The sequence below is a fragment of the Rossellomorea vietnamensis genome, from assembly GCF_001305855.1.
Lineage (GTDB): Bacteria > Bacillota > Bacilli > Bacillales > Bacillaceae_B > Rossellomorea > Rossellomorea vietnamensis_A.
The window spans coordinates 1-12,752 of sequence record NZ_LIXZ01000010.1 but is presented as its reverse complement, the minus strand read 5'-3'; the positions used below and the strand labels follow the sequence as shown (position 1 = coordinate 12,752).

Below are 12,752 nucleotides of genomic sequence, written 5' to 3'. Positions count from 1 at the left end.
TAGCCTCCTTGCAAATGATGAATTAAGTCTTTTTCACTAGACAGGTCTGCGGACAGGTTTTACAACGGTATTGTTCCCCGTGCTCCAATCTATAGGAGAAGCAGCAGGTTTTTCTGACACGTACCTTTTCCGTCAATCCCTCTATATTTACTTTTCTGCTATAATATCTGGCCAGTGGATTTCTATGATAGTTTCCGAACCAATGGCTGTTTTCATCTGACAGAAGAGCCCGGAATTGGTCGTCACGCCCGCTCCTCATCCATTCGTTCAAAAGGAAGTCATCATTCTCAAATATCCAGAATACGTACACGGCGATGTTTTCCCAAAGAATCAGGTTGGAAAGCTTTGTCGCATTCTTAATCGACTGAATTACGTGATCGAGATGATCCCGGAAAATGGATTGTATGAACTCAGTTTTTTCCTCACGTGACGTAAACTCCGCAACGGATGCATCTTTCAGATGAAATTGCGGCATCCATAATCCATTTTTGTCCCCATCCACCATAAGTAGATTCTCAGGCTTGAGATTCAACTTCTTATTCCAGTAAGTCATGGCCATTAATCCCATGGCGGCTACAAACGCATAGCGCTTCATGAATAAGGACGCTGCCACTTTAAGGTCGTCCGTCCCGATCTGGGAGCACTGATGAGATAAATAGGCTTTCATCTTTCCACCATCCAGGAATGACGTTGCCTCCTCCCCTTTTAAAACAGGGGTGGATGGATGAAATCGGTATTTCTTCAAAGTTTCCCACTGCTGCTCGGTCAGGGTGTTCATCCTGTCTCCACTGGATCCTTCAAGATGCAGCGTCCTTTACCGAATGGGATGCATAAGGGAGTACCGAATAATGGGTCCCGGGATACCTGACAGTCCATATCGAACACGTTCTTCACGAGCTCACAGCTGATCACTTCCTCAGGTTTTCCTTGTGCATAAATCTGTTTATCACGGATCGCCACGATATTATGGGCGTATCTGCAGGCGAGATTCAGGTCATGAAGGACCATGACGATGGTACGCTGCTCTTTTTCATTCAGTTCGAATAACAAGTCAAGTATCTCAATTTGATGAGTCATATCAAGATATGTGGTTGGCTCATCCAACAAGATGATGTCTGTATCCTGGGCGAGTGTCAGGGCGATCCACGCACGCTGCCTCTGCCCTCCCGATAGTTCATCCACTTTCCGATCTTTTAGCTCCTCCATCTTCGTTGCTTTCAACGCATCCTGGACGATTTCTTCATCTTTCTGTGACCACTGCTTTAGCCAGGTCTGATGTGGGTAGCGTCCCTGCTTGACGAGCTGCAGGACGGTCAGCCCTTCTGGAGCCGTTGGGGACTGAGGAAGGATGGCCATTTTACGAGCGACTTCTTTCGTTGATAAACGTGAGATTGCCTCCCCGTCCAACAGGACCGCTCCTTGCTTCGGCTTAAGCAATCGGGCGATGGAGCGGAGAAGCGTGGATTTACCACAGCCATTCCCGCCGATGAAGACCGAAATCTCCCCTTGTGGAATATCAATATTCAATTCATCGATGATCGTCCGTTCCCCGTAAGATAGAGTCAAATCCTTCGTTTGTAATACGTCACTCATCTATGGCCAACTCCTTTAAGAATTCCTTGTTTTAAATAATAGATAGATAAAATACGGTGCCCCGATCGCTGCCGTGAAGACACCGGCAGGGACTTCAAGGGGCAGGAACAGCGTCCTGCCGATCAAATCTGCCACCATGACGAGAATTCCGCCGATCAGGGATGCAGTCGGAAGCAGTGCCCCGAAAGAAGAACCTACCATCCGCCTTGCCATATGGGGAGCCATCAAGCCTACAAAGCCGATTCCACCGGCAAATGCGACTGCTCCCCCTACTAACGCCGTTGACATGAGAAGGAGAAAGAACCGCTGACGTTGAACATTCCCTCCTACACTGGTGGCGATTTCTTCGCCTAGTTCCTGTATATTCAGCTGCCGGGTAATAAAGAAGCTTAACAGGATAAAGACCAGGATCCAAGGAAGCAGGATCCACACATCCTGCCAGTCAGAACCGTTCACCGTACCCGTGATCCAGATATTTGCCTGACTGGCCCTGTAAATCGGGCCGAGGATCATCAACAATGTCGTCAAAGCTTGAGTCAAAGCCGAGATACCAATACCAATAAGAACGAGTCTGACAGGTGAAACCCCTTTTCGCCAAGCTAAAAAGTAAACGAGAAAGGCAATGACTGTCGCGCCGATGAAAGCAGCAACAGGCATCCATTTAATGCTGACCATCAACGTATTATCATCATTGCTGAAAAGGGTCAGAAAGGCTACGACAGCCGCTCCCGCTCCTCCTGTGATCCCGATGATATCCGGTGAAGCAAGAGGGTTGCGTATCATCCCTTGAAGGATTCCCCCGGCAACGGCCAATGCCATTCCGGAAAGGAGTGCAATGAGGATCCGCGGCAGGCGGAATGACGTCACCACGAGCTGCTCCAAACTTGTCCCCCCTCCAAAGAAGACACTGATCACCTTCCATGGGGCAATCTTTAAATCCCCTATTCCCGTACTCATAATCAGAACCAGTAATGCAATCAAACCGAGGATGGTTATTTTTTTGAGCGCTGAAAGATCAACGAGCATGGACACACGGTCCTTGAGCCATCGTTTTCCTATAAATCGATCCATCGGTTAAAACCCCTTCCTTGCCACATACACGAAGAATGGTGCTCCTATTATGGCGGTCATGACGCCGACGGGCACTTCCTGGGGCATAATGATATAACGGGCTCCAACGTCAGCGGCTAACAATAAGATCGCTCCTAGAAGTCCCGAGAAAGGAATGAGCCACCTGTGGTCCACCCCGATGATCTTCCTTGCTAAATGCGGGATGACAATCCCGATAAAACCGATGGGACCGGCCACGGCGACGGAACCACCCGCCAAGAGGACAACAACCGCCAAAGCAAGAAATTTAATCAAGTTCGTTTTCAGGCCGAGCCCTTTCGCCACATCTTCCCCCATGGCGAGGATATTCATCTTGCCGGCAATGAAGAGAGCAAGAATCCATCCAGCCACTATATATGGAAAGACCCCGCTCAATATATCCAGACTTCTTCCCTGTACTGATCCCGCGAGCCAGAATAACACTTGCTCCAGTGCCGCTTCATTCAGTACAAGCAATCCTTGTGTAAAGGAGGAAAACATGGCGGTGATGGCGGCTCCTGCAAGGGTCAGCTTCATCGGGGTCAAGCCTTTATCCCCTGCAGAACTGATGACAAATACGCCGACCGCTGCAATGGCCGCACCAAGAAATGCGATCCACGTAAAGGATTGAAGATTGGTTATGCCAAATATCGTGACCGCTACGACCACCATAAAAGCTCCGCCTGCATTGATTCCGAAAATCCCTGGAGAAGCGAGGGGGTTATTGGTCAAAGTTTGCATTAATACCCCTGATATTGCAAGGGATGCACCGACTGCCGCCGCAATCAGCGCCCTCGGTAGCCGGATCGTCTGAAGTACAATATGCTCAGTCGATCCCGTTGGATTGGAAAAAGCCTCGACAGCCGTTTTCCAGGATGTATCCGTGTATCCGTATACAATACTGACCCCGATACACAGGATAAGAAAAAGAAATGTTCCTATAAATAAAAGGAGCTTTTTTTGAATTTTCATTATGTGCTAACCTTTCTATTCCTTAAAGGAAAGGAAAATCGATTAAACAATCACGGACTGCTCTTCCCTTTCTATTTTAAAGAAGAATGAAAGGAGCGTCAATGACTTTGAAAATCATTATCATTTAGCTATTGACAATGAAAACCTTCTCAACTACTATTATGAGTGTAAATGATAATCATTATCACCGATAAAAATATATCAGGAGGATTTACATATGAAATTAAAAAGCTTACTATCTTTACTGCTGATTTCCACACTTCTCTTTCTTGCTGCCTGCGGAAATAAAGAAGAAAAAGATGAGTCTGCAGGAAATGATACGAATGAAGAAACATATACAGTGAAGCATGCAATGGGTACGACGGAAATCAAAGGAACGCCAAATAAAGTCGTCATTCTTACAAATGAAGGCACTGAAGCCCTCCTTTCCATGGGTGTCACTCCTGTCGGTGCCGTTCAATCATGGACAGGTGATCCTTGGTATGATCACATCTCTGACAAGATGAAAGATGTGGAAGTTGTCGGAACAGAGAGCGAACTAAATATGGAAGCCATCGCCAAGCTTCAGCCCGACCTGATTATCGGGAACAAAATGCGTCAAGAAGAGCAGTACAATCAGCTGAAAGACATCGCTCCAACCGTAATGGCCGAAACATTACGCGGTAACTGGAAAGAAAATTTCGAGTTATATGCAAAAGCACTGAATAAAGAAGAAAAAGGCCAGGAAGTCTTAGCGGAGTATGATCAGCGTATCGAAGATCTTAAAGGGAAGCTCGGAGACAAACTGAACCAAAAAGTTTCCATGGTCCGCTTTCTGGCAGGGGACGTAAGAATTTACCATAAAGATTCATTCTCAGGTGTGGTCCTGGATCAGCTGGGCTTCGCCCGTCCTGAAGGACAGAATGTGGATGACTTTGCTGAAAAGGGTGTAACAAAAGAACGCATCCCGGCAATGGATGGAGATGTTCTATTCTACTTCACCTATGAAACAGGAGATGGCGAAGCGAACAAACTTGCTGAGGAGTGGCTGAACGATCCCCTATTTCAAAACCTTGAAGTAGCAAAACAAGACAAGGTATATGAAGTAAGTGATGCGATTTGGAACACGGCAGGCGGTGTTCTGGCAGCGAATGCCATGCTTGATGATATCGAGAGATACTTTTTAGAACAGGAATAATCGTCAGTTGTGAAAAGCCGGAAAGGGCATGTCCCTCTCCGGCTTTTTTTGTATGCTGATTTTCAGGGGTTGCTTTACGTTTTTTCCCTCTCCTCCCTTCCTTTTTCATAATTCTCCTTTTTTCGGTAACACTACAGGATAGACCATACATCGGACATGAGGGATTAGTATGTTTCCATTCTTTAAGAACAAGAAAAAGAGCGATAAGAACAGTAAGAAACAATCATATGAGAGCATGAAAAAAGAAGCGGAGAAATCTGCTGATTATAAACAGGCTTTTTACCAAAATCCACATACAGGGGTAAAATTCAGTCTGCACTTCGTCACGACGTTAATTGATGCAAAGATCCTGCAGGAGGATGTCCTCCCTTCATTACTTTCCAAGGATTTTCATACATTCGATGATTTAAAAACACTGGTTCCAGTGATAGATATTCAAGTTTCCACTGATGAAACCCAAATCGAGCAGAAGCTCTATAACGGATATACGTTGTTGACAATGGACGCGACCAATCGGAAATTTGCCTTCATCGCAACTAAAAACGAAATGGGGAGGAAAGTCTCTCAACCAGAGGTGGAGTTCAGCGTCGTTGGACCAAAAGAGGCGTTTGTAGAGTCTCTCAGCGATAATTTAAATCTGCTTAGAAAGCGTCTGCCCGTGAAAGAATTGGTTATGGAAGAATTCAATATCGGAAAACTGACCCACACACGGGTTGCGTTACTTTATATTGATGGATTAGCAGATGAATCCAACGTGGATACAGTCCGTCAGCGATTGCGGGATCTCGACTTCGATCAAATCATGGACAGTTCATTCATAGAACAGCTGATTGCCGATAACAGCTTATCCCCTTTCCCGCAATTATTGGATTCAGAAAGGCCTGACCGGGTCGCATCGGTCCTTGTGGAAGGTAAGCTTACAATCATGGTGGATGGATCACCCCATGCATTGATAGGACCTACCACTCTCGTAGAATTTTTTAATGCTTATGAGGATTATTTTTTGAATTTTTCCATTTCCTCATTCCTTCGTCTCGTCCGTGTATTCGCTGTGGCGTTCTCCATATTGATTACGCCTATTTATGTAGCGGCATTGACGTATCATTACGAACTGATTCCAAAGGATTTAATGGCGACTCTCATCACTTCCAGACAGGAGATTCCCCTGCCCCCTATCCTTGAAGCATTATTTCTTGAATTGACGATTGAACTTCTGCGAGAAGCAGGTGCGCGCCTTCCGACCAAGGTAGGTCAGACAATCGGTATCGTTGGAGGGATCGTCATCGGGACGGCGTCCGTTGAAGCGGGGATCACGAGTAACGTATTGCTCATAATGGTGGCCCTTGCTGCTCTTGCTTCCTTTACAACCCCTGTGTACCGGATGGGTAATACGATCCGTCTATTACGATTTCCCTTCCTGTTGTTCGCTCAACTGTGGGGACTATTGGGTATCGTCTACTGCTTCTGTCTCTTGATGGGTCACCTGTTACAGTTAACATCTTTAGGCAGACCGTTTTTGGAACCCCTCTTCCCACCAAGGGTAAAAGACTTGAAAGATGCGATCATTCGCTTACCCTTTAATAAACAATCAGGGCGTCCGGAATATTTACGAACCCAGAAGCCGTCCAGATTCCGCCCGTCTGAAGGCAAGAAAAAGTTTGATATCGACGAATAATCGTTGGAGGTGATCAGATGCAACCGATTCCGGATAGAAGAAAAATATCGCCATTCATGGTCTTCTTTCTCATTCACTCCATTCAGGTCGGGGTAGGGGTCCTCGGCTTCCAGCGTATCATTTCGAAAAATGCAGGCTATGATGGATGGATTTCTGTCATCCTTGCAGGTATTTTTACGCACGTTATCATGTTCATGATGTATCAGATTTTAAATAGGGTCGATGGAGATCTTGTATCTGCCCATACTCTGGCCTTTGGGAAGTGGATCGGGAAAGTATTCAGTCTCTTCTTCGTCATTTATTTCACTTTACTGGTGATCACCATCATGCGTACATATATCGAAGTATTACAAGTGTGGATGTATCCAAGGCTGAGTACGTTTTTCTTTTCTTTATTCTTTCTCGTACTCGTTTATTATATTGTCAACGGCGGGGTAAGGACGGTGACCGGAACGGCCTTCTTCGGGATCCTTCTTCCCAGTTATCTCGTATTGACCTTTGCCTTCACTTTTAAATATGCTGACTTCCGGAATGTCCTGCCTGTCTTTGACCATACGATAAAGGATCTATTGATATCCACCAAGAACATGTCCTTGACATATTTAGGCTATGAATCCATTTTACTTCTATATCCTTTTGTAAAAGATGCAAAGAAATCCCAGAGGTATGCGCATTGGGCACTTTTTACGACCACAATCCTTTACACGATTCTAGCCTTGATTTCTTTTTCATTTTTCAGTCAGAAGCAGCTGGAAAAGACCGTCTGGGCCACCCTTTCCATGTGGAAGATCGTCGAAATGCCGTTCGTAGAGCGTTTTGAGTATATCGGCATTGCCAATTGGTGTTTGATCATCCTTCCGAACGTTTGTATTGCGGTTTGGTGTGCCAGCAGGATCTTAAAACGGATGACTCCTCTGAAACACAGGCATACGTTATTGATCATCTGTCTTCTATGCTTATCCGCCCTTACGTTTTTCACTGACCGGAAGCTAGTGAATTTCCTCAATACCGTATCAGGGCAAATCGGATTTTACATTAATTATTTTTACATTCCTGCCCTTCTGTTGCTGGTGATCATCATGAAGAAAGTGAGGAATAAACAATGAAACGCACTTGTTTGCTCACAGCTATTCTCATTTGTTTCTTATTTTTGACAGGGTGTGTGGAAAAGGAAATCCTGGACGACCTCTATATTGAAACGGGAAAAGCCTATGACTACGTAGGGGAGGATAAAATCAGGGGAACCGCTCTTTTCCCCATCTATTTAGCCGATAAATCGATTCAAAACGGGACGTTGTCAGCAGAAGCCTCCTCTACCAGGGAAGTACTCGAAAAATTGGAAAGACGATCTCAGCAGCCTCTTGTCCGAGGTAGTTTGGACGTCGTTTTAGTCGGGGAAGAGCTTGCAAAGAAGGGAATTATCGATATCGGCGACTCCCTCCAAAGGGATGCCAGTGTCGGGGCCAGGCTTTATTTGACCGTTACGGAAGGAGAAGCAGGAGAGCTCATCAAGGGAAACTATGGATTAAGAGGAAATGGGACATACCTTTCCAACCTGATCCAGCATAATATCACCCGGAGAGAACTTCCCGAAACCAACCTTCATATGTTCATTTATGATTATTTTCAGGATGGGCAGACACCCTATCTGCCCATCTTAAAGCAGCTGTCCAATGAAAGTGTGGCAATTTCGGGCATCGCGTTATTTGATAAAGACAAAATGGTCAAAAAAGTCCCTGCCAAAGATATGTTTTTCTTCAAACTGCTTGTGGATAAATATGCAGAAGGAAGTCATGTCATCAAGATGGGGAAAGAAAAGAGCCGTGGTCATGTGGAAAATTCCATCGAGGCTTCAGTAACCAGTCTCAAATCCAAGAATAAAATCATCGTCAAGCATAACGCCGATCCTGTGGAAGTGACGGTCCGAGTGAAAATAAGAGGAATCATCCGAGAGTATACCGGCAAGAAATTAACTCCCGATAAAGTCGTTGAAGTGGAGAAACAGATGAAAAAGGATATTGAAGAAAACGGGACGAGAATGCTGAAAGAATTCCAGGAGTTAGGCATAGACCCTGTCGGCATCGGTCAAATCCAAAAGCACGGCGTACGTGGATTTGATTTCAAGGAATGGGAAGACAGCATTTATCCACGGGTCAAATTCAATGTTGACGCAAGGATACAGATTTTGGAAGCAGGGACGGTGGAATAATAGAAAGAAAGGCTCCCAGCACGTTAGGGAGCCTTTCTTTCTTAATCGATGTGAATGACACGTCGACTTTCTGCACTCTTTTTGCATGCTTCAATGATGGTGATGACTTGCAAAGCGTCTTCAGGGGCGACGGGTAAAGGAGCATTTTCTCTTACCGAATTGTACACTCCAAGGTAAAACTGAGTGTAATCCCCTTTCTCAGATGGAATGACTTCAGATGTCACATTTTCACCTGAGATGGTTGTAAGGATACCCCAATTTTCTTCGTCTTCGATACCCCATTCTTCAGAAACAGGATTTTTTCCTGCCTTAAGGTCATCCTCCTGACGATCCATGCCATGCTTCACATAGCTGCCTTTCAGACCATGTACCTGATAACGGGGTCCCGGATCCAATACGATTGAACGTGAATAGAGCTGCACCCTCATTACATCGTATCCAAGTGTGATGAGGAAGTAATCTTCCGCTTTGTCCGGATCTCGTTGAGGGAACACATCCGCCTGCACCCATTTTGGCGTCCCGAACAGGGTGAGCGCCTGATCCAACAGATGAGAGCCAAGATCATAAAGCACGCCTGCCCCTTCGATTTTATTCTCTTTCCACCTGTCCTTGATGGCCGGACGGAACCGGTCAAAATGTGCTTCGTATGTATAAATTGGGCCAAGCGCCTCTTCTTTTAACAACTGCTGAATCGTTAAGAAGTCAGCATCCCAGCGCCGATTATGGAAGACAGAGAGATGCAGGCCTTTTTCCTTTGCTAACGCCAGAAGCTCTCTCCCATCCTTGCTATTCGTTACAAATGGCTTCTCTACGATGACGTGCTTGCCTGATAATAAGGATTGTTTAATCATGCTGTAGTGAAGATGATTAGGCGTCGTAATGACCACTAATTCAATCTCCTCCTGAAGCAGGTCATCAAGAGATGACACGACGGTCGTCCCTTCAATGTCGTTCAATACTTTTTCCTTATTGGAAGACAGTACCGCCTCAATGTGAAATTCCTCTAAGTGAGAGAGTAATGGACGATGAAAACTTTGTCCTGAAAAACCGTATCCTGCTAAACCGACTTTAATGGGTTGCATAAATAATGTCACCTTTTTCTATCAAAATGTATTCTCATATTATCATGTACAAGATCGGACGAAAAATGATTCGTTTTACAACCCGTCACTGTTTTGTATAAAATAGGTGGGAAAGGGAGGTTATCATCATGCAATCAATCAAAAATAAAGAAACCTTTGACGATCTTATTACATCAACAGAGCCCGTCGTCGTAAAATTCCATGCAGATTGGTGTCCCGACTGCCGTCGTATGGATATGTTCATTGATGAAATCATGGAAGAATTCAATCAATATAAATGGTATGACATCAATAAGGATGAATTCCCGGAAATAGCCGAGAAGTATGACGTCATGGGGATCCCAAGCCTGCTGGTCTACAAAAACGGCGAAAAAATCGCCCACCTCCACAGCGCAAACGCCAAATCACCAGAACAAGTGACAGAATTCCTGAATACGCTATAACTTTAAAGGTCCGTCCCTCTTTTGGCAGAGGGACGGACCTTTGTTTTTCCTTTAATAGACATTCCCCTGTCCATCTACATACACGGTCTGGACCATCGTCCGTTGGAAGTCGTTTCCCTGCGCCGTTTTCCCTTCCAGGTCTGTGGTGATGTTGTGGATTCCTTCTTCAAAGTCCGCCAGCGGCAGAGATGAAAGGTCTTCAGACGTAATAAGTGTTGACGTGTTCTTCCCACTCTTCATTGGGATATGATGAATCGTATAGGTCTTCTTCACAGGTGGCTCCCCCATTGCCATAGTGCCCGCGCCATCACTCATTCCTTTTTGATGAAACAGGATGCTGACCATATAATGTTCTTTTTGAGCCGATCTTGCCTTCACTTCCCATCGTCCTGAAATGGGTTGTGTGAGAAGAATGGAATGATGATACGCTCCAGGGAAATACCCTGTAGCATCTTCAGCCAGACTCCACTTCCTGTAAACTCCTCCATCCGGACCTATCAGTTCATACACCGTATCCCGCTGGTCACTGATCCAGTCGACCGTGATACTCTCTATCCCTTCCTCGACAAAGAAACTCTCACTTCCTGTCCCCTCAAATTCTCCCCCCCTGTGAAGGACCGACATATCTCCATCCGAAGCCATTTCGCTCACCCCTGCATATGGAACATCCTCTACTTCATCCGTGTATAGATTCTTTAAATAAGGAAAAACCTCGCTGCCTTTTCTTATCGTGCTGTGTGTCCAGTCCCTAACTGCCACTTCTTTGGCATAAAGTAGGCGGGAGCTTTTTACCAGCACGGCCCCGTCACTTTGACCGAACCGGCTTAAATACAACCCTCCCCAAAATAATTCAGAATAGGCACCGCCCCAGCCGGTGCCCCCGAATGTATAGATGGGGATATTCTTCGTAAGATGGGATTCGTCTGTCTCAGCCCGGAATCCTTTCATATAAGCGGTTTGCAAAGAAAAGACGGCATTTGTCTTACTTTTCAACGCATCGGTCAGCCATCCCGCCCATTTACTGAAGGCAAGGTCTGCAAGCTCTGACCCATGATGGGGAGTCGAGAGTGTGATGACCCTTTCCACATAGGGAGAAGCACCATAATGGACCAGTGCTGATTGGGCATCGATTCCACCTTTACTGTGACTTACAACCACAATCTTTTCATTGAAGTATTCATGCATCTCCCGGAGTTTTTCAGCCAGTATCTCACCATTTCTCCACATATCTTCGTCAGGATGCAACTCGATGAACACCGATTGATATCCGGCTCCACGGGTGATGGCAAGCATATCGTTATCCGAAAGCCACGTCTCTGATGATGTATTAATTCCATGTATAAATAAAATCGGAAACCCATCTGTATTCGCTGCGTCATCGTCTATAAACCAATGGCCGGGTTTTGTCTCCACCTGTCTTCCACCTTTCACCTGCACAGCCCTTCCCTCCCTTTAAAAAGAAGTTCTTTCCTTCATTATCGTTTAGTCGTGATACATTTTCATCATGATTGTTAAATACAGGAAGAAAGACATATATTCTCTACATCATTGAATAGTCTCCATGTCCTTATCGAAAACTAATAATCATCATACTAAATTGGAGGGATTCCTTTGACAAAGAAAAACAACCGGGGCAGTGCAAACCAAAACTCACCAAAACGAGGTACGACAGAGTTCGCAAATGAAATCACAAGCGGTGACAACAGCAAGGGAAATAAGCATAATAAAGATCAGAAAAATAAAACGAAATAGCCAAAACCTGCCTGATTCCTTTCAGGCAGGTTTTTTGCTTCGGAAAAAGGGTCACTCGTCTTCCTTTGAGATATTCACCGGGGTCATGTTGGATTCAACATGAATATTCCGGGGGTCGTCTTCCCTTTCCCCTTCTCCATATAATCGTTCATTTAATTCCATATTGGCTTCAGTTGCCGACATTCTCTCATCCTGTTTTTTCATATCATCATCCTTTCACTAATAGAGTTTCAATTCCCCAATGGAATTATGCGGTCATGGTTCTTCTGAATTTGGACACACTAATCATTGAAAAACGTTAGGAGGAATTGAATATGGATCAAAATCGGGTCAAACAGATATTATCTTCTTCAGCTGACATCCAAGTTAAATACAAGGATGCATCCGTTTGGATCGACTCTGTATCAGAAGACGGCAAAACGGCCGTTGTGCATCTCCGCGGACCGCTTGAGGAACGTTCAGAAGTAAGCCTTTCTGATTTAGAAGAAGTATAAGTAAGAAAAGACCACGTCGGTATCGACCCCCAAAAGTTAGAGTAGAAAACTAACTTTTGGGGGTGTTTTTATGGCTAAATATAGTGAGGAATTTAAACTAAAACTTGTCACCGAGTATCTGGATGGCCATCTTGGATATAAATCATTGGCGAAAAAATATAACCTACCCTCTAAGACACCACTACAAGATTGGGTAAGAGCTTATAAAACACAAGGAATAGAAGGTATAAAGCGAAGAGAAATAAACAAAGCGTACTCTGTTCAAT

At 45.0% G+C, this 12,752-nt stretch carries 15 protein-coding genes; 8 read left to right on the top strand and 7 right to left on the bottom strand.

Annotation, left to right across the window (positions count from 1 at the left end; all coding sequences use genetic code 11):
- Positions 1–22 precede the first annotated feature (22 nt).
- The 4 genes from fhuF to AM506_RS13510 are packed head-to-tail and all read right to left on the bottom strand — an operon-like array spanning position 23 to position 3,654.
- Positions 23–778 (bottom strand): siderophore-iron reductase FhuF, encoded by a 756-nt coding sequence (gene fhuF / locus AM506_RS13525; RefSeq protein WP_060673024.1) that lies wholly within the window; start codon positions 776–778, stop codon positions 23–25.
- A complete protein-coding gene (locus tag AM506_RS13520; RefSeq protein ID WP_060673023.1) occupies positions 775–1,593 on the bottom strand; it encodes an ABC transporter ATP-binding protein in 819 nt (272 codons plus the stop codon). Before AM506_RS13520 ends, fhuF begins: the two co-directional genes overlap by 4 nt.
- Before the next feature lie 15 nt (positions 1,594–1,608).
- Positions 1,609–2,664 (bottom strand): FecCD family ABC transporter permease, encoded by a 1,056-nt coding sequence (locus tag AM506_RS13515; protein WP_060673022.1) that lies wholly within the window; start codon positions 2,662–2,664, stop codon positions 1,609–1,611.
- A gap of 3 nt (positions 2,665–2,667) precedes the next feature.
- Entirely contained in the window at positions 2,668–3,654 is a 987-nt protein-coding gene (locus AM506_RS13510; protein ID WP_060673021.1) for a FecCD family ABC transporter permease, read from the bottom strand.
- 217 nt (positions 3,655–3,871) lie between these two features.
- Here AM506_RS13510 and AM506_RS13505 point away from each other — a divergent pair, with 217 nt between their 5' ends.
- The 4 genes from AM506_RS13505 to AM506_RS13490 all read left to right on the top strand — a co-directional run bounded on the left by AM506_RS13505 (position 3,872) and on the right by AM506_RS13490 (position 8,715).
- Positions 3,872–4,831 (top strand): ABC transporter substrate-binding protein, encoded by a 960-nt coding sequence (locus tag AM506_RS13505; protein ID WP_060673020.1) that lies wholly within the window; start codon positions 3,872–3,874, stop codon positions 4,829–4,831.
- 169 nt (positions 4,832–5,000) lie between these two features.
- Entirely contained in the window at positions 5,001–6,506 is a 1,506-nt protein-coding gene (locus AM506_RS13500; RefSeq protein WP_082386366.1) for a spore germination protein, read from the top strand.
- Positions 6,507–6,523: 17 nt separating this feature from the next.
- Positions 6,524–7,612 (top strand): GerAB/ArcD/ProY family transporter, encoded by a 1,089-nt coding sequence (locus tag AM506_RS13495; RefSeq protein WP_060673019.1) that lies wholly within the window; start codon positions 6,524–6,526, stop codon positions 7,610–7,612.
- Positions 7,609–8,715 (top strand): Ger(x)C family spore germination protein, encoded by a 1,107-nt coding sequence (locus tag AM506_RS13490; protein ID WP_060673018.1) that lies wholly within the window; start codon positions 7,609–7,611, stop codon positions 8,713–8,715. The genes AM506_RS13495 and AM506_RS13490 overlap by 4 nt, the downstream gene beginning before the upstream one ends.
- Positions 8,716–8,756: 41 nt before the next feature.
- On the opposite strand, the gene AM506_RS13485 is transcribed toward AM506_RS13490, so the two are convergent.
- A complete protein-coding gene (locus tag AM506_RS13485) occupies positions 8,757–9,797 on the bottom strand; it encodes an oxidoreductase (RefSeq protein ID WP_060673017.1) in 1,041 nt (346 codons plus the stop codon).
- Positions 9,798–9,925: 128 nt separating this feature from the next.
- Here AM506_RS13485 and AM506_RS13480 point away from each other — a divergent pair, with 128 nt between their 5' ends.
- Entirely contained in the window at positions 9,926–10,240 is a 315-nt protein-coding gene (locus tag AM506_RS13480; protein ID WP_060673016.1) for a thioredoxin family protein, read from the top strand.
- A 51-nt stretch (positions 10,241–10,291) separates the two neighbouring features.
- Here AM506_RS13480 and AM506_RS13475 read toward each other — a convergent pair whose 3' ends face one another.
- On the bottom strand, positions 10,292–11,677 hold the full coding sequence (locus AM506_RS13475; protein WP_060673015.1) for an esterase/lipase family protein: 1,386 nt from the start codon (positions 11,675–11,677) through the stop codon (positions 10,292–10,294).
- Between the two features lie 174 nt (positions 11,678–11,851).
- Between AM506_RS13475 and AM506_RS22990 the strand changes: the two genes are divergently transcribed.
- On the top strand, positions 11,852–11,992 hold the full coding sequence (locus tag AM506_RS22990) for a hypothetical protein (RefSeq protein WP_200908449.1): 141 nt from the start codon (positions 11,852–11,854) through the stop codon (positions 11,990–11,992).
- Between the two features lie 51 nt (positions 11,993–12,043).
- Here the strand turns inward: AM506_RS22990 and AM506_RS22800 are convergent, their stop codons facing one another.
- Complete coding sequence (locus AM506_RS22800) at positions 12,044–12,196, bottom strand: hypothetical protein (protein WP_160316881.1); 153 nt, start codon at positions 12,194–12,196, stop codon at positions 12,044–12,046.
- Between the two features lie 110 nt (positions 12,197–12,306).
- On the opposite strand from AM506_RS22800, the gene AM506_RS13470 reads away from it, so the two are divergent.
- Together AM506_RS13470 and AM506_RS13465 are read left to right on the top strand one after the other, a co-directional pair.
- Complete coding sequence (locus AM506_RS13470) at positions 12,307–12,486, top strand: H-type small acid-soluble spore protein (RefSeq protein ID WP_060673014.1); 180 nt, start codon at positions 12,307–12,309, stop codon at positions 12,484–12,486.
- 70 nt (positions 12,487–12,556) lie between these two features.
- On the top strand, positions 12,557–12,752 hold a 196-nt coding region (locus AM506_RS13465), incomplete at its 3' end, for a helix-turn-helix domain-containing protein (RefSeq protein WP_152968527.1).

What these genes read in the sequence shown, in the direction of transcription:
- fhuF (WP_060673024.1), bottom strand. Translation starts at nt 778, where the DNA reads ATGAACACCCTGACCGAGCAGCAGTGGGAAACTTTGAAGAAATACCGA.
- AM506_RS13520 (WP_060673023.1), bottom strand. Translation starts at nt 1,593, where the DNA reads ATGAGTGACGTATTACAAACGAAGGATTTGACTCTATCTTACGGGGAA.
- AM506_RS13515 (WP_060673022.1), bottom strand. Translation starts at nt 2,664, where the DNA reads ATGGATCGATTTATAGGAAAACGATGGCTCAAGGACCGTGTGTCCATG.
- AM506_RS13510 (WP_060673021.1), bottom strand. Translation starts at nt 3,654, where the DNA reads ATGAAAATTCAAAAAAAGCTCCTTTTATTTATAGGAACATTTCTTTTT.
- AM506_RS13505 (WP_060673020.1), top strand. Translation starts at nt 3,872, where the DNA reads ATGAAATTAAAAAGCTTACTATCTTTACTGCTGATTTCCACACTTCTC.
- AM506_RS13500 (WP_082386366.1), top strand. Translation starts at nt 5,001, where the DNA reads ATGTTTCCATTCTTTAAGAACAAGAAAAAGAGCGATAAGAACAGTAAG.
- AM506_RS13495 (WP_060673019.1), top strand. Translation starts at nt 6,524, where the DNA reads ATGCAACCGATTCCGGATAGAAGAAAAATATCGCCATTCATGGTCTTC.
- AM506_RS13490 (WP_060673018.1), top strand. Translation starts at nt 7,609, where the DNA reads ATGAAACGCACTTGTTTGCTCACAGCTATTCTCATTTGTTTCTTATTT.
- AM506_RS13485 (WP_060673017.1), bottom strand. Translation starts at nt 9,797, where the DNA reads ATGCAACCCATTAAAGTCGGTTTAGCAGGATACGGTTTTTCAGGACAA.
- AM506_RS13480 (WP_060673016.1), top strand. Translation starts at nt 9,926, where the DNA reads ATGCAATCAATCAAAAATAAAGAAACCTTTGACGATCTTATTACATCA.
- AM506_RS22800 (WP_160316881.1), bottom strand. Translation starts at nt 12,196, where the DNA reads ATGAAAAAACAGGATGAGAGAATGTCGGCAACTGAAGCCAATATGGAA.
- AM506_RS13470 (WP_060673014.1), top strand. Translation starts at nt 12,307, where the DNA reads ATGGATCAAAATCGGGTCAAACAGATATTATCTTCTTCAGCTGACATC.